Raw genomic sequence first — 18868 nt, 5'->3', positions numbered from 1 at the left:
GGGGCGGGCGTTTCGGGCCTTGGTGCCGGCTCAGCGCATCGGCGAGCGATAGGTCATGCGCCGCACCGACCCGGTCTTGGACCGCATCAGCAGCGTTTCGGTCGTCACCCAGCCGGGCTCCCGCTTGATCCCCGCCAGTAGCGAGCCATTGGTCACCCCGGTCGCGGCAAAGATCACGTCGCCGCGCACCAGATCGTCGCGGGTATAGACGCGGTCGAAATTGGTGATGCCGGCCTTGCGGGCGCGGGCGCGTTCGTCATCGTTGCGAAACAGCAGCTTGCCGAAGAACTGCCCGCCCATGCATTTCAGCGCGGCGGCGGCCAGCACCCCCTCGGGTGCCCCACCCGAACCCATATACATGTCGATCCCCGTCACCTCGGGCTCGGCGCAATGCATCACGCCTGCCACATCGCCATCGGTGATCAGCCGGATCGACGCCCCGGTAGAGCGCAGCTCCTGGATCAGATCCTCATGGCGCGGGCGTTCCAGCACGCAGACGGTGATGTTCTCGGTCGAAACCCCCTTGGCGGCGGCCAGGGCCGAAACGCGCTCGGACGGGGTCATGGTCATGGTGACGGTGCCGGGCTTGTAGCCCGGGCCGATGGCCAGCTTTTCCATATAGACATCGGGGGCGTGCAGCAGCGTGCCGCGCGGCGCCATGGCGATCACGGTCAGCGCGTTCGGCATGTCCTTGGCGGTCAGCGTCGTGCCCTCCAGCGGGTCGAGCGCGATATCCACCGCGGGGCCATTGCCGGTGCCCACTTCCTCGCCGATGAAAAGCATCGGGGCCTCGTCGCGCTCGCCCTCGCCGATCACCACCACGCCGGCGATGTCGAGCAGGTTGAGCTGGTCGCGCATCGCGTTGACGGCGGCCTGATCGGCGGCCTTTTCATCGCCGCGCCCGATCAGCGAGGCAGAGGCAAGCGCCGCCGCCTCGGACACCCGGGCAAGGCCCAGCGAAAGCAGACGGTCCTGGAATTGTGCGGCATCGGCCATGGTAATCCCCGTTGGATGATGTTTGCCCTGTCCTAGCGGCGGGCGACCACGCCTGCAACACTGCTTTCGCTAACGGAATGGCTCAGGGGGCGGACCTGGCCACAAGATCGCCGAAACAGGCGTCGATTGCGGTGGCGGCGCTGCGGCGGTCGGCCCAACCGGGGGAGGAGGCCAGCGTTGACAGCCAGACCCGCAGCCCGCGCGGGGTGGCCAGAAAATCCTGCGCGCGGATGACGGCGACCGGCGGCACGGAGGCTTCGGTGACACGGGCCAGTGGCCCAAGCGCCGCGACATGCGCCCGCGCGCAGGCCGCCGCGCTGTCGGGGCAGTGCAGGGCACAGAGGTTTTCGACCGGGGCGAAATCCGGCTGGCCGGTGAGCCAGAGCCGCAGCGCCTCGGCCTGTTCGGGCGACAGGGGCAGGGCGCCCGGGCGCTGCGTCAGGCGGACCAGATGCGCTGCCTTCAGCCTTGCGGCGGCGTGGTCGGGGGCAAGGCCCGCGCGCTGCACCCAAAGGCCGGCTTGGGTCGGGTCGGGCAGGGCGGTGCCGCCCGGCGGCGTGGTCAGACCGGCCAACGCGAGCCAGGCCCCGGGCCGGTCCTCCCGCAAGAGCGCGATCAGCCGGGCCTCGTCTTCCGGGGTCGGCGCGAATTCCAATCGCCCTCGCAGTGCCAGCCCCAGGAAAAGCGCGGGCAGCGGCGCCCGCTCCAGCCCCGCGGGCCAATCCCCCAGCCCGCCGGATTGATTGAGCCATTGCCCGATCAACGTATCGGCCTTGCCGCGCTCATCCGCCGCATAAAGCCGCAGCGCACGGGCGGGCAGGTCGGCGGGCATATCGACCAGACCGCCCTGCCAATCGGCCATCACGGCCGAGGCGGCGGCCACGGCATCGTCCAGCCGCGCGTCGCCGATCTTGCGAAAGCGGTTGCGCACCGGCAGCGGACCTTCGGGCGGCAGCCAGAGCAGCACCGCCGGCAGGGCCAACAGGGCCGCCTGATTGCCGGCGGTGGCGGCGGCGTGCAATTCGGTCAGGGCGGTCGGGTCATCGCCGGCCAGCGCCCGCGCAAAGGGCCGGGCAAAGGAGGGATCGTCTGCCCCCGGCAGGGGTTGCGCGGCCAGCGGAGCGGCCAGCACGCAAAAGGCAAACGCAAGGCGCAGGAACATGGCAAACCTCCCGGGCGGACGGGGCGATGATCCGCCCCGCCCGGCCGGCGGTCAAGCCTGCCTCACAGTTCCTCGATACGGATCGCGACCGGGGTGCCGACCAGAACGCCGGTCTGCTGGAACCGGGTCAGCGCATGGGCGATGTCGCCCGGCGCCGCCTTGTGGGTGACGAAGATCACGATGGCGTCGTCATCCTCCTCGCCCGGCTGGTTGATCTGGCGCATCTGGTCGATCGACACGCCGGCATCGCCCAGACAGGTGGCGATCTTGGCCAGCGCCCCGGGTTTGTCGAGCAGCGTCATCCGCAGGTAATAGGGCGCGGGCGTCGCCGATTTCGCGGGCACGGCGGGTTTCAACGCGGCGGCGGGCTGGCCGAAGGTCGGCAGTCGCAGGCCGCGCGCGATGTCAAGCACATCCGACATCACCGCGCTGGCGGTCGGGCCTTCGCCCGCGCCGGGGCCGCGCAGCACGATCTGGCCCACGCTGTCGCCCTCCAGCATCACCATGTTGGTGCCGCCCTGCAATTGGCCAAACGGGCTGTCGGCGGGGACGAGGCAGGGGGTCATGCGCTGTTCCAGCCCGCGCCCCGACATCTGCGCCACGCCCAGCAGCTTGATGTGATAGCCCATGTCATCGGCGAGGTTGATATCCTCGATCGAGACATTGCCGATGCCCTCCAGCTCCACATGATCGAAGGCGACCTGGGTGCCAAAGGCGATGGAGGCCAGCAGCGACAGCTTGTGCCCGGCGTCGATCCCCCCGACATCCAGGTTCGGATCGGCCTCCAGATAGCCCAGTTGCCGGGCTTCCTCGAACACCACTTCGTAGGGCAGGCCGGCATTGGCCATGCGGGTAAGGATATAGTTGCAGGTGCCGTTCATCACGCCCATGACGCGGGTGATGGCATTCCCGGACAACCCCTCGGTCAGCGCCTTGATCACCGGGATGCCGCCGGCCACCGCGGCCTCGAACCGGATCACACGGCCCGCGGCCTCGGCCGCAAGGGCAAGCGCCTGGCCGTGATGGGCGAGCAGCGCCTTGTTCGCGGTCACGACATCCTTGCCGGCGGCAATGGCGGCCTCGGTCGCGGCGCGGGCCGCGCCTTCATGGCCGCCCATCACCTCGACGAACACATCCACATCCGGACGGCGGGCCAGCGCGACGGGGTCGCTTTCCCAGGCATAGGCCGACAGATCGGCGTCACGGTTCTTTTTCGGGTCGCGCGCGGATACGGCAGTGATGACCACCGGGCGCCCGGTGCGCGCCTCGATCAGCGCGGCATGGCGCTGCACGATCTTGACCACACCGATGCCGACAGTCCCGAGACCGGCAAGCCCGAGGCGCAGGGGCTGAACCATGATATGCTCCGATATTGACTCCAGCCGACTGTTAGCCGGTTCGGCGCGGCGGCGCAACGCGGAGCCGTGCGGTTCAGGGCGTGCCGGGGGCGGGCGTGGTTTCCAGCGGGCCACGCAACGCATCGGCGCGGGCACGCAGGGCGGCTGCGCGGGCGGCAAGCCCGGTCGGATCGGCCGTGACCACGCTGCCCGGCGGTGGCATCTGCGCCAGAACCGCATCCAGCGGCGCGATCTGCGGCGCGGGGCCGGGCGCCACCGGCGGCGCGGCGATCTCGGGCATTTCGGTGCAGGCGGCGCAAAGCAGACCGGCCAGCAGAAACAACCCGATTTTCTGGCAAGGCGGCGCGATCAACATGCTGGCCCATGACTGTGGCATTCGGGCGCCGACCTTATCGAAGCGCCGCTGCGGGGGCAAGCGGGCGCGGGCGGGCCGGTTCGGCCTTGAATTGAACCGGCGTTCAGTTAACTTGGCCGCATGGCACGCAAGACCGGATCCCATTCGGAAATCACCGGGCCGCGCATCCGCGCGGTGGCCGAGCGGCTGTTCGCCCGGCACGGCTATGCCGCCGTCTCCATGCGGCAGATCGCGGCCGAAGTGGGGGTGCAGGCCGGCGCGCTCTATCTCTATACCGCCGACAAGCAAAGCCTGCTGGCCGACATGATGCGCGACCATCTGGAGGGCTTGCTGACCGCGCTGGCCGCGCTGCCGCCGCCCGGCGATCCGCGCGCGCGGCTGGAACAGTTCGCGCGCTTTCACGTCGGTTATCACATCGCGCGTCCCGATGCGGTGTTCATCGCCTATATGGAACTGCGCAATCTGGAACCCGCGCAATTCGAGGCGATCGAGGCGCTGCGCCGCCGCTATGAGGATGCGCTGGAAACCATCCTGCGCGACGGGCGCGCGGCGGGGGTCTTTGCCATTCCCGATACCAAGCTGGCGACGCTGGCGTTGATTGCCATGCTGACCGGGGTGACCAACTGGTATCGCGAAGGCGGACGTCTGGGCCGGGCCGAGGTCGAGGCGATCTATGCCGACATGGCGTTGAAGGCCGTGGGCGCGGCGGGGTGACGCCGCCGCGCCCGGCAGTCAATGAGCGGCAGTCAATGCGCGGGCCTGATGAAGGTGCCGTTGCGCAGATCGGCCATGGCCTGCCGGATCTCGGCCTGGGTGTTCATCACGATGGGGCCGTGCCAGGCCACCGGCTCCTGGATCGGGGCGCCGGAGATCAGCAGGAAGCGCACGCCCTCGGGCCCGGCCTGCACCGTCACCTCGTCACCACTGCCAAAGCGCACCAGCGTCCGGTTGCCTGACAGATCGCGGATGTTCACCTCCTGGCCCTGCACCTCTTTTTCGACCAGCACGCCTTGCGGGCGGCTTGCATCGCGAAAGGTGCCGGCGCCGGCAAAGATATAGGCAAAGGCCCGGCGATAGGTATCGACGCGGAAGCTGCGCCGGACATTCGGCGGCACCGAGATATCGAGGTATTGCGGATCGGCGGCGATGCCATCGACCGGGCCGCGCTGGCCCCAGAACGCCCCGGTGATGACCTTGACGCGGGTGCCGTCATCATCGGTCACAACCGGAATATCGGCCGATTTGACATCCTGATAGCGCGGCGCGGTCATCTTGAGGCTGGAGGGCAGGTTGGCCCAGAGCTGAAACCCGTGCATCTGCCCGCGCGCATCGCCGCGCGGCATTTCCTGATGCAGGATGCCCGACCCTGCGGTCATCCATTGCACATCGCCCCCGCTCAGCGCACCGCGATTGCCCAGACTGTCGCCATGTTCGACGCTGCCGGCCAGAACATAAGTGATCGTCTCGATCCCGCGATGCGGATGCCAGGGAAAGCCGGCGCGGTAATCGCGCGGGTCATCGTTGCGGAAATCGTCGAACATCAGAAAGGGGTCAAAGGCCTCGGGCTCGGAAAAGCCGAAGGCGCGGTGCAGATGCACGCCCGCGCCCTCGATGGCCGGGCGGGCGAGCGTTTCGGAAAGGACGGGGCGGGATGCAGTGATCGACATGAAAGCGCCTCCTGTTCGGGTGGGTCTGGCGCAAAGGTAAGGCGCGCATCGCCCTGCGGCAATGCGCGCCCATGCAGACCCGATGTGCGCAAGATCAGTTGCAGGCGCCCGGGTTGGAAAAGGTCACGGCGGCAAAGCGCGGGCGGATGATGCTCGACATCTCGAAGGTGACGGGGATCACCTCGCCGCGATTGAACAGCGCATAGTCGATCTCGCCCTCGACGATCAGCTCGGTGTCGCCATCGGCGGCGGCGGGCAGGTTGTCCTTCACCAGTTGCAGCGTCGTCGTCGTATAGGCCGGCAGCGCACCGGGATCGAGCGAACATGACCACTGCACCTCGAACCTGTTGCGGCTGGCGACCCAGATGATGCTGGACAGCCGCAGGCGCGGCACCTGATCGTTTTCGTTGATCAGGTAGCGCATCATGTCTTGCAGACCGGCGGCATCATTCGCCGTCAAGGCCCGGCCCTGCCAGCGCGACAGCACGTCGCCGGTGGTATAGACCGCCTTTTGCAGCTTGTTCTTGGTCATGTAGCCGTCCCAGAAGACGACCATGGAAAACGCCGCCCAGATCAGCAGGGGCAACATGAAGACGGACTCGATGACCGCATTGCCGGATTCATCGCGGCAGAACTGCCGCAGGCGGTCTCCGATCCGGGTCAGAACTGGCACTTGCATGACCGGACCTCAGGGTTCGTTCAGAAAGGCGGTCATGGCGTTCATGTAGTAGCCGCCCTGGCCGTCCTTCTGGAGAGAGGCACCAAAGCCGGTGCCGGGAAACATCGCATCCGCCGTCAGGCAGACCCGCATGATCATCAGAACCTGCGGCGCCTGCGGATCGGGATCCACCTGACCCACCGGGTTCAGCGGCTCTGACCGGTTGGTGCATTGCAGCTGCGTGGCCGGCATGGCCCAGGTCGTCGTCGAGACCCGCTCCAGGCTGATCTTCAGCGTGTCGTTGCAGGTCGAAAGCGACGGCGCGTTGTCGCAGATCATCGCCTTGATCGTGTCATGATCCGGGTTCGGCATCTGCCCCAGCCGGATCGCGCGGACGGCCACATCGACCGCGCGTTCCAGAATGGTTTGCCGCACCGTGAACAGCCCGATCTCGAAAGCCGAGACGAACAGGACGAAGAACAGCGGGAAGATCAGCGCGAAGGCAACCGCCGCATGCCCGTCTTCCTCGCGCGCCCAGTTCGCCAGGCCGGCGCGCAGCCTGGACCGAACGGGTGTCATTGCGTCAGCCTCAGATAGCTGATCTGGCTGGCGATCGACTGGAACACGGTCGCGATTTCCAGGCCCTGTGCGTCGAAGTAATGCGCGTCAGAGGTAGCACAGGCGCGGATCTGGTTCTGGCCGTTGGTCGGGGCCTCGAAGGCGATGCCGTAGACCACGATCCCCGCCGATTTCGCCGCGTTGCACACCTGTTGCAGACGGGTATTCTTGGTAGAGGACACCGCTTCGACCATCTCGTAATACTTCGTGCCGTAGCTCACGCCGGTCGGACGCTGATAGAACTGGTAGGCGACATACTTGGCCGAGTATTTCTCGAACACCTGCGGCCAGGTCTGCTGGACCGACCCCGTGGGCGGCGCCGAGCTCCAGCTGCCGGTCGAGGGCCAGTAGTAATCCTTGTTCGTGCTGGAGCGATCGAAATAGGCGGCCGTGGTGCCCGAGCTGTTGCGCCAGACATGCGACAGGCCGGTGCGATAGGGTTCCTTCAGCTTGTATTCGGTCGTATTCTCGCCGTCGGTCATCACCACCAGGATCTTCAGCGTGTCACTGGCGTTGAAATCCGCCGGGCGGTTGGAGAACTGGCCGTTGACAACCCCGCGCGCAATCAGCCCCGTGGTGACCGGGCGCGCATTGGGATCAAGCAGCAGCGAGCCCCATTTCACCCCGAGGTCGATCGAGGTGTTGCCGCCCACCCTCAGCGCGTCGATCTTGGCCTTCAGCGCGGTGCGGTCGCCGCTGATCGGCAGCACATAGTTGGAGGTCTTGGCCGTCGCGTTGCTGTCCCAGGCGCTGTAATAGGAACAGTTCGTCTCGGTCGTCATGGCGTCGGTGCCATAGAACGGGTCGAAATGGCCGTTATGTGCAAAGCTCTGGCTGCGCGACAGCGAGATGGAGTTGAACACGCTGTCCGGCAGTTCCACGCAAGAGGTCTTGTCCTGGATGCGCGTCACGTTGAATTGCGCCATCAGATCCGGGCCCAGGTTCACCTGCGCCGAATAGGGCACGACCGACATCGAGACGCGGCCCGGTTCGGAATTGTTCAGGATCGTGTCCACAAAGCTCTTGGCGGCCGGGCGCAGGTTGTTGATCCGCGATCCGTTCATCGAGCCGGAGATATCGAGCACGAGCGAGATCTCCACGTTGGAGATGCTTTCCTCGGCGCCGCTGTTGGCGATCACGTTGAATTCGTTGACCCCGAGCATGCGCATGAAGAAGGGCTGCGTATCCGCCGCCGCTTCGGCCAGCACGGTGCGCGCGTTCAGGGCGTTGCTCACATTCACCCCGGTCAGGTATTCCGACATGCCGACCTTGTCGAAATAATCCTCGACCACGAATTGCGGGTCGAGTTCCTGCTTGAGGGCGGCCGCGGCCAGCACGCTGTTATCCAGCGTCTGCTGGATCGCCACGCGTTTTTCCTCGTGTCGCATCACGTCGATCGCCAGACCGCCGATGAGGATCATCAGAAAGAGAACCATCATCGAGAATGGCAGGATCGAACCGTCCTCGTTCCGGGCAAAACCGGAGAGGCGGCGCCGCATCCCATTCCGTGCGGGAGACACATTCCAAACTGTCATCTTCATCTTTCAGCCCTTTCCCGGACCAGACCACTCGTATTCTGTCGCGCTACCCGGAGCCGGACCGGGCAGACAAATATCCGTTGTCCATATGCCTTTGGACTTCGGGCAGAAATGTGGCGGATATAGGAGGGTTCGAGGGAAAATCCGACCACCCTTGCAACAGTCGCCATGCCCTCGCCGCATTGTTCCCCGGGGCGCGACAGAGGCGTTTACCGAAGATTAGGAACCTCTCTGGCGGCGCGGGGCCGCGAATCGGGGGCGGTCACTTTCTCGCGCCCCGCGCGCGGCCACGTTGACAAGCGGGATCGCGCGCCCCTATCTGCCGGCAAGCAACATCCGGTGACCCCATGATCGCTTTCCTCGCCCGCCTGTTCCGCGCGCTGTTCCCGGCGCTGTTCGCCGCGCAGGCGATGGCCGTCCTGCTGGCGGCAGGGCTGTTCTACTGGCAGTCGGGCAATGGCGCGTTGGCGCTGGTGCTGGGGGTGGCGGGGCTGGTGCTGACGGTCGCGGTCTTCGGGGCGCTGGCGGTGCTGGCCGAAACCAACCAGCGGGCCGAGGCGCTGCTGGCCGGGCGCCCGGCGCCCGCCCGCCACGACATCCCCGAAGAACCGGTGGCGCCGCGCACCCGCGGCACCGGGCGGGTGGAGCCGGTCGTATCGCTGCGGCGCATGGCCGGGACGCAATCGGCGGGCATCGGCGCATGACGGCGGCTCCGACCGATCTGGTCGCGCTGCGGCAGCGTCTGCACCGACAGCCGGAAATCTCGGGGCAAGAGGCGGCGACGGCGGCGCTGATCGCCGGGGTTCTGACCGGGGCCGGCGTGCCGCAGGTGCTGACCGGGCTGGGCGGCCATGGCGTTGCCGGCATCGTCACTGGCGCCGCGCCGGGGCCCACTGTGATGATCCGGGCCGAACTGGACGCGCTGCCGATCGCGGAAACCGGGCAGATGCCCTGGCGGTCAGAGGTGGCGGGCAAGGGTCATCTTTGCGGCCATGACGGGCACATGACCATCGTTGCGGGCCTTGCGGCGCGGCTGATGCGCCAGCCGCCGGCGCGCGGCCGGGTCGTGCTGCTGTTCCAGCCCGCCGAGGAAGACGGGTCGGGCGCGGCGGCGGTGATGGCCGATCCGCGTTTTGCCGCGATCAGCCCCGATCACGCCTTTTCGCTGCACAATCTGCCGGGCCTGCCACTGGGCGTGGCGGTGCTGGAGGAGGGGGCGGCGAATTGCGCCTCGGTCGGGATGCGGATGCGCTTTCTGGGGCGCACCTCGCATGCGGCCGAGCCGGACAAGGCGCTCAGCCCGGCGCGCGCGCTGGCCGCGCTGATCCCCGCGCTGGAGGCGCTTGGCCCGGGCGGGGCGCTGGACGCGGATTTCCGGCTGGTGACGCTGACCCATATGCGGATGGGGGTGCCGGCCTTTGGCATCACCCCGGGCGAAGGCGAATTGTGGGCGACGCTGCGCTGCCTGACCGATGATCGCATGGCCGCGCTGAAACAGGCGGCGGTCACCACCGCCCGCACTGCCGCCGAAGCCGCGGGGCTGGGGCTGGAGATCACCTGGCACGACGATTTCGCCGCCAGCCGCAACGACCCCGAGGCGACGGCGCATCTGCGCGCGGCGCTGGCGGCCGAGGGCATTGCCCGCATCCCGGGCGAGCCCATGCGCGCCTCGGAGGATTTCGGGCGTTTCGGCGCGGTGGCGCGGTCGGCGATGTTCTGGTTCGGCGCGGGCGAGGATCACCCGCCGCTGCACGCCCCCGATTACGATTTTCCCGATGCGCTGATCGAACCCGGCATCCGCGCCTTTGCGCGCGTTATCCACGATCTGTTGGGCTGATCGCGCTCAGGCCATCTGAGCGCGCCAGAGCTTCCACCATTTGACCCAGAGCGCGGCCATTTCGTCCGGGTCGCCCGCGAACAGCCGTGCGCCCAGCGGAAAGGCCGCGGCCTCGATCCCGGTCTGGGCCTCGGCGATGCGGGGCAGCAGGGCGTCGCGGGCCTCGGGGCGCAGGATGTCTTCAGGCAGGGCCTCCAGATGCAGGGTCAGCACATGCAGGTCATGATGCAGGCCCAGGCTTTCGGCCAGGCGGTCGCTCTCAGTCACGATGGATTTCATCATCTCGGGCCAGACCGGCGAGAGGAGCCGCGCCTGATACCAGTGATCCTTCACCCGCTTGCGCCAGGCATGCAGGCTTTCGGCGCTGTGCCGGTCACGGGCGAGCCGCATCGCCGCGCGGGCGCGTTCGCGGGTCTGGGCCAGCCCCTCGGTCAGCACGCGCCGGTCGGCGCCATGCAGCGACCAGCCCTCGGCGCGCAGGGCGAGGCTGTCGATCGCGGCGCGCAACGTCTCCAGATCGGGCGGGGCGGCGGGGTTGTCCGCACCGGGCAGGGCCGCATGGGCCTCGGCTTCGAGATGGGCGCGCAATGCCCGCAGCGCCGGGCCGTCATCGGCGGTCAGCAGCCGGTCCAGCGTCGCCACCCGCACCGCCGCATCGCGCTGCGGCGCCAGCAGGCGCGCGGCGTCGCGCAGCACCACGGTTTCGGCCGGCTGCACCTTGCGCAGCCCCCCGCGCAACAGCCGCAGCAGCGCGCGCAGCTTCTTGATGCGCTTGCGGATGCCATGCACCGCGGCATCGTCGGGCGCCCCGTCCAGCAGGGTGCGGATGGCGGCGATCTCGGCACCGGCGATGCGGCGCAGGGCCTGGGTCAGGGTCGGATCGCGCAGGTCGAAACGGTAGGGCATGGGGGCCTCGCTCTGGTTGCGAGCGGCTTAGCACGCTTCGTGTAACGCCGGGGTGAAGGTTTTGTGACGAAAAGGTGACGCCCGATGTTGCGCCGCACAGCCCCCCTGCGCGCGCTGCGGCGGCAGGCGCTTAACCCCGGCTTGCTAAGCCTGACCCCGCATGCGGGTGGGCCTGTCCCCCTGCGCAGTTTTGGCAGACGTGGCGAGAGGGCTTGCAAGATGAACAAGGCGATTACCGATGGTCTGGTGCTGATGCCGCCGCCGTTTGCGGCCGGGCTGGGGCAATGGTCGCGCGAGGATGGCACGCCGGGATCGGCGACCTATGCGGGGGCCGCGAATGCGGCGCTGGTGCCGTCGGACCAGGATTTCGGCGGCTGCCTGGAGCTTCAGAAGACCGAAACCACGCAGCGCCTGCGCTATATGGGCCAGACCCCGATCGAGCCGGGGCTTTACCTGCGCGTCACAGCGCGGGTGAAGGTGGTGGCGGGCAACATGCCCTCGGTGCGCATCGCGGCCTATGCGGCGCGGTCCAATGGCACGCAGGTGTCGGTGCCCTCGGCCGCCACGACGGTTGCGCTGACCTCTTACGGTGCGGTGGTCACGGTGCAGGCGATCATCGGGTCGGGCAACCGGCAGGGGGTGGATCTGGTCTGGGGCACCGAGCCGGTCTATGGCCATTTCGGGCTGGATCTGACCGGCGCCAATGGCGGCGTGGTACGGATCGACGATCTGGTCATCGAGGATGTGACCGATGTTTTCCAGCGCAAGATGATCGACGCGGTGGATGTGCGCGATTACGGCGCCATCGGCAATGGCACGACCAACGATTACGCGGCCTTTGTCGCCGCCGATGCGGCGGCCAATGGCAAGACGGTGCTGGTTTCTGCCGGCACCTACCGGATCAATTCCAACTTTACCTTCAACAACGCCGTCCGGTTCGAAGGCACCTTGTCGATGCCGTCGAATGTCCGGCTGACCTGCACGCGCAACTATGACCTGAACACCTACGCCGCCGCCTTTGGCAACGAGCTGGAGGGCTTCAAGCGCGGCCTTCAGACGCTGTTCTATTTCACCGACCATGTGGTTTTCGACATGTCGGGCCGCAAGGTTGACCTGACCGAGCCGCTGGATGTGGCGGCGCTGGCCGGGCTGACCTCGCTCACCAGCCGGCGGGTGCTGACCAATGGCCAGATCGGCGCGGCCAGTGCGACGGCGTGGAATACGGTGGGCGTGACCTCGGTCGCGACCTATAACGCCAATCAGCCGACGACGCTGACCAATGTGGCCAATGTCGCCAATATCCCGCTGGGCGCGCGGGTGGCGGGCACCGGGGTCGGGCGCGAGGTCTATGTTAAGGCCAAGAACGTGGGGGCGGGGACGGTCACGCTCAACCTGCCGCTCTGGGGCGGGTCGGGGACGCGGACCTACAGTTTCTACCGTTATCAGTATCTGCTGGATTTCTCGGGCTTCGACAATCTGGCGCGGTTCGAGATCACCGATATTGATTTCAACTGCGCCGGACGCGCCAGCGGCATCATGCTGCCGGCCAACGGGCTGACATTCCGCATTGCGGATTGCGTCTTTACCGGGCCGAAGGATCGCGGCATCACCTCCACCGGCACGGGCTGCGCCGGCATGATCGTGGATCAGTGCCAGTTCCTGTCGAACGAACAGCCCGTGGCGGCGCAGAACCGCACGACCATCGCGCTGAATGCCAATGCCAATGACCTGAAGCTGCGCGACAACCGGGTGGTGCGCTTTGCCCATTTCGCGGTGCTGGCGGGCGGCGGCAATATGGTGATCGGCAACCACTTCTTTCAGGGCGATGACGAATCCGACGGGCTGCGCCAGGCGGGGATCGTGTTCACCAACACCAATGCGCGGTCGATCGTGTCGGACAATTACGTCGATAACTGCTGGATCGAGCTGTCGAACGAACATGAACCCGAGCCGGGCTTTACCACCGGCTATTCCTTTGGCGGGCTGTCCATCACCTCCAATCACTTCATGTGCACGAATGTCGCGCCGTCATTCCGCTGGCTGGTGATGCGGCCGCGCGGGCCGGGGCATTTCCTGAACGGGCTGTCGGTCACCGGAAATGTGTTCCGCGCCGTGGCCGGGGCGGTGGACCGGGTGGAGAAGGTCGATACGACCCAGGCCGGGCTGGATCATGACCGCGCGCGCAATGTGGTCTTTGACAGCAACATCTTCCACGGCGTCGCAACGATCTGCCAGAGCCCGCTGACCGTCACCCATACCCAGAACACCGAGGCGGCGACCTGGACGGTGGATGCCGCCGACAACCTGCCCTTCGGGGCCAAGCCGCTGACGGTGGTGTCGGTCCTGCCCAAGGGGGCCTTGCGCAACAGCGCCAATGTGGTGACCCATGCCGCGCCCTATGCGGTGCCCGCCACCGGCAGCGGCGACAAGATGGCCGAATTGCGCTGGCCCTCGGCGCTGCGGGGGGCGGCGCTGGTGACCCTGCGCTGCGACACGCCGCAATGACGCGAAAGGCGCCCTTCGGGGCGCCTTTTCCATGTCAGGGCGCCAGATCGGCCGGTGTCAGCCGAAAGGCCCGGGCAAAGCCGCCATTGAGCAGCGCCGATTGCATCTCCAGCCGGACAAAGGCGAAATCGGTGAAATCGACATAGAGCCTGGCCTTCGGATGGCTTTCCAGCCACAGCGCCCGAAGTGCCGCGTGATCGGCGCTGTCGCGCGCGACGGGCGCGGCCCGCACCCGCAGCATCAGCCGCGGATGGGTCAGCGGATCGCCCTTGTCACCCGGCTCGCCCAGCATCAGCGCGGCATGGGGCTGCGCCGCCAGGGCCGCGCGATGCGGCGCCAGCGATGACACCAGCGTCAGTGGCCCGCCGGCATCGTCCAGGCCAAAGGCGATGCGGCTGATCCCCGGTGTGCCGGTCTCGGGGTCGGTCCAGGCCAGCGCGGCATGGCGCGCGCCCTGCATCAGCGCGCGGGCCAGCGCGCGCGCCTCGGCATCGGCGGGCTGGACGGGGTCGGGTCGGGCGGCGGGTTGCGGGTCGGACATCGGGAAGGCCCCTTGACAGATGGGGGTGCGCAGGCGTTTCCTTGCGAAAACAATCGCTACAGGCGCAGGATGTCCGGCACAAGTCGTTCCGTTGTCACGGGGCCCGACGCGGCGGTCCCCAGCCCGTTTCTGCCCAAGCTCGTCACCGTCCTGCGCGAGGGCTACAGCCCCGCCGACCTGCGGGCCGATGCCATTGCCGGGCTGACCGTCGCCATCGTGGCGCTGCCGCTTTCCATGGCGATCGCCATCGCCAGCGGCGTGGGGCCAGAGCGCGGGCTCTATACCGCCATCGTGGGCGGGTTCCTCGTTTCGACCTTTGGCGGGTCGCGCTATCAGATCGGCGGGCCGGCGGGGGCCTTCATCGTGCTGGTCGCTGCCTGTGTGACCCAGATCGGCTTGCCGGGGCTGCTTTTGGCGACATTGCTGTCGGGCGCCATGCTGCTCGCGCTCGGGATGGCGCGGCTGGGCACCTATATCCGCTTCATCCCCTATCCGGTCACGCTGGGCTTTACCGCCGGTATCGCGGTCATCATCTTTGCCAGCCAGCTGCGCGACCTGTTCGGGTTGCACCTGCCGGGGGCCGAACCGTCAGAATTGCTGCACAAGCTGTCAGCGCTATGGGCCGCGCGCGAGACGGTTTCCGGCCCGGCCCTGCTGGTCAGCCTGGTCACTGTCGCGCTGATCCTGGGGCTGCGCCGCCTGGCGCCGCGCTGGCCCGCCATGCTGATCGCTGTGGCCGCCATGAGCGTGCTGGCCGCGCTTGGCCTGCCGGTCGAAACCGTCGGGTCGCGCTTTGGCGCCCTGCCGCGCCTGCTGCCGGCGCCCGCCCTGCCGCCGATGGGGGCCGAGGCCGTGCTGGCGGCGCTGCCCTGGGCGGTCAGCTTTACCCTGCTGGGCGCGATTGAATCGCTTCTTTCCGCCGTGGTCGCCGACGGGATGAGCGGGCGCCAGCACCGCCCCAATGCCGAACTGATCGCGCAGGGCATCGCCAATATCGGCTCGGGCCTGTTTGGCGGCTTTTGCGTCACCGGCACCATCGCGCGCACCGCGACCAATGTGCGGTCCGGCTCGCGCGGTCCGGTCTCGGGGATGCTGCATGCGGTGTTCCTGGCGCTGGCCCTGCTGGTGGCCGCGCCGCTTGCGGCCTATATCCCGCTTGCCGCGCTGGCGGGGGTGCTGGCCACCGTCGCCTGGAACATGATCGAACGGCACGAGATCGCGGGCATGATCCGCGCCAGCCGGGTGGATGCGGCGGTGATGGTGGTGACCTTCCTGCTGGTGATCTTCCGCGACCTGAGCGCGGGGATCGTCGTCGGTTTCGCCCTGTCGGGACTGGTCTTCGTCAAGCGCATGTCCGACGCGGCCGAGGTCGCGCCCCATGCCGATGCCGTCGCCGATCCGGGGCGCGAGGATCGGGTGATCTATCGTCTGTCCGGCCCGTTCTTCTTTGGCGCCGCCGCGCAGCTGGGCGCGGTGCTGGACCGCATCGCCGATCACCCGCGCGTGGTGATCGTCGATTTCTCGGCGGTGCCGCTGATCGACACCTCGGGCGCCCGCAGCCTCGAACTGCTGGCTACCAAGCTGCGCAAGCGGGGGGGCGCGCTGTGGTTCGTGGGCATGCGGCCGCGCGTGGCGGTCGAATTGCGCCGCGCGGGCCTGGCCGAGCCGCATATCCCGCATTTCCCCGATCTTGCCGCGGCCGAGGCCGCGCTGCCCGATTGATTCGTCCGCCACCCTTCTGTGCGATACCGAGTAGCCCTTGCATAAACCGGCCCGGCACCCCGCCGGGCGGCCCCCGGGCCATCACCCGGCAACAGCCCCCGCGGGCGGCCTTTGGCAAGAAACCGCTAGGGCTTTGAAATATCACGCCAAGTTGAAGGCGAAATTTTCTGTCTTTACAGATTTCCAGATATTTCAGTCAATGAATTTACAGAAAAAATCAATCAATAAAAAGGGTTACGCCATTTGGCGAAAATAGTTTACAGTATGCGCAGGGATGGATGCCTGGCCGCGATTTCGGGGCGGGCTTTCGGTTTACGACGAGGGGGGAGAGCCTGATGACCCAGCAGCCCGCAGCCGCGCCGACCGTGCGCGACGTGCCCACCGGTTTCGACAAGGCCCATGCCGATACCGCGAAATACCGTGCGATGTATAACGAGTCGATCGACGACCCCGATACCTTCTGGGGCCGCGAGGGCCAGCGGCTTGACTGGATCAAGCCCTATACCAAGGTGAAGAATACCGACTTCACCTTTGGCAAGGTCAGCATCAAGTGGTTCGAGGATGGCGTGCTGAATGCCAGCGTGAACTGCATCGACCGCCACCTGAAGGATCGCGCGCTGCAAACCGCGATCATCTGGGAACCCGATGATCCCAAGACCCCGGCCCTGCACATCACCTACAAGGAACTGTCCGAAAAGGTGAACCGCATGGCCAACGTCCTGCTGTCGCAGGGCGTGATGCGGGGCGACCGCGTGGTGATCTATCTGCCGATGATCCCCGAGGCCGCCTATGCGATGCTGGCCTGCGCCCGGATCGGTGCCATCCATTCCATCGTCTTTGCCGGCTTTTCGCCCGATGCGCTGGCCAACCGGATCAACGATTCCGGCGCCAAGATCGTCATCACCGCCGACAGCGCCCCGCGCGGTGGCCGGCGCACGCCGCTCAAGGCCAATACCGACGCGGCGCTGCTGCATTGCTCCGACAAGGTGCGCTGCCTCGTGGTCAAGCATACCGGCGACCAGACGAGCTGGATCCAGGGCCGCGACGTGGACGTCAAGCTGATGATGGACATGGTCAGCCCGGAATGCCCGCCGCGCCCGATGGGCGCCGAAGATCCGCTGTTCATCCTCTATACCTCGGGTTCGACCGGCAAGCCGAAGGGCGTGGTGCATACCACCGGCGGTTATCTGGTCTATGCCGCGATGACCCACCAATACACCTTCGACTATCAGGAAGGGGACGTGTTCTGGTGCACCGCCGATGTGGGTTGGGTCACGGGCCACAGCTATATCGTCTACGGTCCGCTGGCCAATGGCGCCACCACGATCATGTTCGAGGGCGTGCCGACCTTCCCCGATGCCGGCCGGTTCTGGGAGGTCTGCGAAAAGCACGCCGTGACCCAGTTCTACACCGCGCCGACCGCCATCCGCTCGCTGATGGGCCAGGGCCCGGAATGGGTGGAGAAATACGACCTGTCCAAACTGCGCGTGCTGGGTTCGGTGGGCGAGCCGATCAACCCCGAGGCCTGGACCTGGTATGACACCCATGTCGGCAAGGGCAAATGCCCGATCGTCGATACCTTCTGGCAGACCGAGACCGGCGGCCACATGATCACGCCGCTGCCCTATGCCACGCCGACCAAGCCCGGCTCGGCCACGCTGCCCTTCTTTGGCGTCAAGCCCGTCGTGCTGGATGCCAGCACCGCCAAGCGCCAGGACGAGGTGGAGGCCGAGGGCGTGCTGTGCATCTCGGACAGCTGGCCGGGGCAGATGCGCACGCTCTGGGGCGATCACGACCGCTTCCAGGAGGCGTATTTCGCCCAGTATCGCGGCTATTACTTCACCGGCGACGGCTGCCGCCGCGACAAGGATGGGTATATCTGGATCACCGGCCGGGTGGATGACGTGATCAACGTCTCCGGTCACCGGATGGGCACCGCCGAGGTGGAAAGCGCGCTGGTCGCCCATGCCGCCGTGGCCGAGGCCGCCGTGGTCGGCTATCCGCATGACATCAAGGGGCAGGGCATCTACGCCTATGTCACCCTGATGAACGGCATCGAACCCACCGAGGATCTGCGCAAGGATCTGGTGAAATGGGTCCGCACCGAGATCGGCCCGATCGCCTCGCCCGACATCATCCAGTGGTCGCCGGGCCTGCCCAAGACCCGCTCGGGCAAGATCATGCGCCGCATCCTGCGCAAGATCGCCGAAAACGACTTCGGTTCGCTGGGCGATACCTCGACCCTGGCCGATCCGTCGGTGGTCGATGACCTGATCGCCAATCGCGGCAACAAGGGCTGATGCGCATGACCGATGCGGCAACCATGACCACGCCCGCCGTCCTGATCCTTCTCGGCCCTCCGGGCGCCGGGAAGGGCACGCAGGCGCGGATGCTGGAGGAAGATTTCGGTCTGGTCCAGCTTTCGACCGGCGACCTGCTGCGCGCGGCCGTGGCCGAGGGCACCGAGGCCGGCCGGCAGGCCAAGGCGGTGATGGAGGCGGGGCAGCTCGTCTCCGACGACATCGTTCTGGCGATCCTGCGCGACCGCATGGCGGCGCCCGATGTGGCGCGCGGCGTCATTCTGGACGGCTTTCCCCGCACCGCGGGGCAGGCGGCAGCGCTGGACGGGCTGCTGGCGCAGGCCGGCCAGAAGGTGACCGCGGCCATCAGCCTGGAGGTCGATGACGAGGCCATGGTGGGCCGCGTCTCGGGCCGCTACACCTGCGCCGGCTGCGGCGAAGGCTATCACGACGAATTCAAGCAGCCCGCCACGGCGGGCACTTGCGACAAATGCGGCGGCACGGCGTTCAAGCGCCGCGCCGACGACAACGCCGAGACTGTGCGTGAAAGGCTGGTGGCCTATCACGCCCAGACGGCGCCGCTGATCGCCTATTACGATGGCAAGGGCGTGCTGGAACGGATCGACGCGATGGGTGCCATCGCCGATATCCGCGCCGGCCTGTCAGCCATCGTGACGCGCGTTTCAGCCTAAAGGGGAGGGCCCG

The 18868-nt window shown here is 67.3% G+C and carries 17 protein-coding genes; 7 read left to right on the top strand and 10 right to left on the bottom strand.

Translation table 11 applies throughout. The features are described from left to right. Positions 1–30 precede the first annotated feature (30 nt). From glpX to FOA17_RS08415, 4 genes are all read right to left on the bottom strand, one after another. Positions 31–996, bottom strand: coding sequence for a class II fructose-bisphosphatase (gene glpX / locus FOA17_RS08430; protein ID WP_149141028.1), 966 nt, complete (start codon positions 994–996; stop codon positions 31–33). Positions 997–1078: 82 nt separating this feature from the next. Continuing rightward, positions 1079–2158 carry a hypothetical protein gene (locus tag FOA17_RS08425; protein WP_149141027.1) on the bottom strand — a complete coding sequence of 360 codons (1080 nt, stop codon included), beginning with the start codon at positions 2156–2158 and terminating at the stop codon, positions 1079–1081. A gap of 62 nt (positions 2159–2220) precedes the next feature. Beyond that, the gene (locus tag FOA17_RS08420; protein ID WP_149141026.1) at positions 2221–3516 is read right to left on the bottom strand and encodes a homoserine dehydrogenase; all 1296 of its coding nucleotides are present in this window, start codon (positions 3514–3516) and stop codon (positions 2221–2223) included. Between the two features lie 73 nt (positions 3517–3589). Next, positions 3590–3838 carry a hypothetical protein gene (locus tag FOA17_RS08415; protein WP_162528202.1) on the bottom strand — a complete coding sequence of 83 codons (249 nt, stop codon included), beginning with the start codon at positions 3836–3838 and terminating at the stop codon, positions 3590–3592. Between the two features lie 153 nt (positions 3839–3991). On the opposite strand from FOA17_RS08415, the gene FOA17_RS08410 reads away from it, so the two are divergent. Beyond that, on the top strand, positions 3992–4585 hold the full coding sequence (locus FOA17_RS08410) for a TetR/AcrR family transcriptional regulator (RefSeq protein ID WP_149141024.1): 594 nt from the start codon (positions 3992–3994) through the stop codon (positions 4583–4585). A 32-nt stretch (positions 4586–4617) separates the two neighbouring features. On the opposite strand, the gene FOA17_RS08405 is transcribed toward FOA17_RS08410, so the two are convergent. The 4 genes from FOA17_RS08405 to FOA17_RS08390 form a co-directional block, all read right to left on the bottom strand. Then, a complete protein-coding gene (locus tag FOA17_RS08405; protein WP_149141023.1) occupies positions 4618–5538 on the bottom strand; it encodes a pirin family protein in 921 nt (306 codons plus the stop codon). Positions 5539–5632: 94 nt separating this feature from the next. Next, positions 5633–6217 carry a TadE/TadG family type IV pilus assembly protein gene (locus FOA17_RS08400; RefSeq protein ID WP_149141022.1) on the bottom strand — a complete coding sequence of 195 codons (585 nt, stop codon included), beginning with the start codon at positions 6215–6217 and terminating at the stop codon, positions 5633–5635. A gap of 9 nt (positions 6218–6226) precedes the next feature. Next, positions 6227–6775: a TadE/TadG family type IV pilus assembly protein gene (locus FOA17_RS08395; protein WP_149141021.1), complete on the bottom strand. Its 549-nt coding sequence runs from the start codon at positions 6773–6775 to the stop codon at positions 6227–6229. Further along, positions 6772–8313, bottom strand: a complete 1542-nt coding sequence (locus FOA17_RS08390; protein ID WP_162528201.1) for a VWA domain-containing protein — start codon at positions 8311–8313, stop codon at positions 6772–6774. Before FOA17_RS08390 ends, FOA17_RS08395 begins: the two co-directional genes overlap by 4 nt. Before the next feature lie 386 nt (positions 8314–8699). Between FOA17_RS08390 and FOA17_RS08385 the strand changes: the two genes are divergently transcribed. Then, complete coding sequence (locus tag FOA17_RS08385; protein ID WP_149141019.1) at positions 8700–9056, top strand: hypothetical protein; 357 nt, start codon at positions 8700–8702, stop codon at positions 9054–9056. Further along, entirely contained in the window at positions 9053–10189 is a 1137-nt protein-coding gene (locus tag FOA17_RS08380) for an amidohydrolase (RefSeq protein ID WP_149141018.1), read from the top strand. The genes FOA17_RS08385 and FOA17_RS08380 overlap by 4 nt, the downstream gene beginning before the upstream one ends. A gap of 6 nt (positions 10190–10195) precedes the next feature. On the opposite strand, the gene FOA17_RS08375 is transcribed toward FOA17_RS08380, so the two are convergent. Then, positions 10196–11095: a CHAD domain-containing protein gene (locus FOA17_RS08375; RefSeq protein ID WP_149141017.1), complete on the bottom strand. Its 900-nt coding sequence runs from the start codon at positions 11093–11095 to the stop codon at positions 10196–10198. 219 nt (positions 11096–11314) lie between these two features. On the opposite strand from FOA17_RS08375, the gene FOA17_RS08370 reads away from it, so the two are divergent. Further along, positions 11315–13600, top strand: coding sequence for a glycosyl hydrolase family 28-related protein (locus FOA17_RS08370; RefSeq protein ID WP_149141016.1), 2286 nt, complete (start codon positions 11315–11317; stop codon positions 13598–13600). Positions 13601–13634: 34 nt separating this feature from the next. Here FOA17_RS08370 and FOA17_RS08365 read toward each other — a convergent pair whose 3' ends face one another. Next, a complete protein-coding gene (locus FOA17_RS08365) occupies positions 13635–14141 on the bottom strand; it encodes a pyridoxamine 5-phosphate oxidase (protein ID WP_149141015.1) in 507 nt (168 codons plus the stop codon). Between the two features lie 69 nt (positions 14142–14210). On the opposite strand from FOA17_RS08365, the gene FOA17_RS08360 reads away from it, so the two are divergent. From FOA17_RS08360 to FOA17_RS08350, 3 genes are all read left to right on the top strand, one after another. Next, the gene (locus FOA17_RS08360) at positions 14211–15863 is read left to right on the top strand and encodes a SulP family inorganic anion transporter (RefSeq protein ID WP_149141014.1); all 1653 of its coding nucleotides are present in this window, start codon (positions 14211–14213) and stop codon (positions 15861–15863) included. A gap of 335 nt (positions 15864–16198) precedes the next feature. Then, a complete protein-coding gene (gene acs, locus FOA17_RS08355; RefSeq protein WP_149141013.1) occupies positions 16199–18163 on the top strand; it encodes an acetate--CoA ligase in 1965 nt (654 codons plus the stop codon). Further along, positions 18163–18855: an adenylate kinase gene (locus FOA17_RS08350; RefSeq protein ID WP_420841696.1), complete on the top strand. Its 693-nt coding sequence runs from the start codon at positions 18163–18165 to the stop codon at positions 18853–18855. Before acs ends, FOA17_RS08350 begins: the two co-directional genes overlap by 1 nt. The last annotated feature ends 13 nt before the right edge of the window (positions 18856–18868 follow it).

This window comes from Gemmobacter caeruleus (assembly GCF_008271655.1).
Classification (GTDB): domain Bacteria; phylum Pseudomonadota; class Alphaproteobacteria; order Rhodobacterales; family Rhodobacteraceae; genus Gemmobacter; species Gemmobacter caeruleus.
Note: the sequence above shows the minus strand (reverse complement) of the source record. Positions and strands in the feature narration are given on the sequence as shown.

Bases quoted from the DNA above. Each gene is read 5' to 3' on its own strand.
- glpX (WP_149141028.1), bottom strand. From the start codon at position 996: ATGGCCGATGCCGCACAATTCCAGGACCGTCTGCTTTCGCTGGGCCTT.
- FOA17_RS08425 (WP_149141027.1), bottom strand. From the start codon at position 2,158: ATGTTCCTGCGCCTTGCGTTTGCCTTTTGCGTGCTGGCCGCTCCGCTG.
- FOA17_RS08420 (WP_149141026.1), bottom strand. From the start codon at position 3,516: ATGGTTCAGCCCCTGCGCCTCGGGCTTGCCGGTCTCGGGACTGTCGGC.
- FOA17_RS08410 (WP_149141024.1), top strand. From the start codon at position 3,992: ATGGCACGCAAGACCGGATCCCATTCGGAAATCACCGGGCCGCGCATC.
- FOA17_RS08405 (WP_149141023.1), bottom strand. From the start codon at position 5,538: ATGTCGATCACTGCATCCCGCCCCGTCCTTTCCGAAACGCTCGCCCGC.
- FOA17_RS08400 (WP_149141022.1), bottom strand. From the start codon at position 6,217: ATGCAAGTGCCAGTTCTGACCCGGATCGGAGACCGCCTGCGGCAGTTC.
- FOA17_RS08395 (WP_149141021.1), bottom strand. From the start codon at position 6,775: ATGACACCCGTTCGGTCCAGGCTGCGCGCCGGCCTGGCGAACTGGGCG.
- FOA17_RS08390 (WP_162528201.1), bottom strand. From the start codon at position 8,313: ATGCGGCGCCGCCTCTCCGGTTTTGCCCGGAACGAGGACGGTTCGATC.
- FOA17_RS08385 (WP_149141019.1), top strand. From the start codon at position 8,700: ATGATCGCTTTCCTCGCCCGCCTGTTCCGCGCGCTGTTCCCGGCGCTG.
- FOA17_RS08380 (WP_149141018.1), top strand. From the start codon at position 9,053: ATGACGGCGGCTCCGACCGATCTGGTCGCGCTGCGGCAGCGTCTGCAC.
- FOA17_RS08375 (WP_149141017.1), bottom strand. From the start codon at position 11,095: ATGCCCTACCGTTTCGACCTGCGCGATCCGACCCTGACCCAGGCCCTG.
- FOA17_RS08370 (WP_149141016.1), top strand. From the start codon at position 11,315: ATGAACAAGGCGATTACCGATGGTCTGGTGCTGATGCCGCCGCCGTTT.
- FOA17_RS08365 (WP_149141015.1), bottom strand. From the start codon at position 14,141: ATGTCCGACCCGCAACCCGCCGCCCGACCCGACCCCGTCCAGCCCGCC.
- FOA17_RS08360 (WP_149141014.1), top strand. From the start codon at position 14,211: ATGTCCGGCACAAGTCGTTCCGTTGTCACGGGGCCCGACGCGGCGGTC.
- acs (WP_149141013.1), top strand. From the start codon at position 16,199: ATGACCCAGCAGCCCGCAGCCGCGCCGACCGTGCGCGACGTGCCCACC.
- FOA17_RS08350 (WP_420841696.1), top strand. From the start codon at position 18,163: ATGCGCATGACCGATGCGGCAACCATGACCACGCCCGCCGTCCTGATC.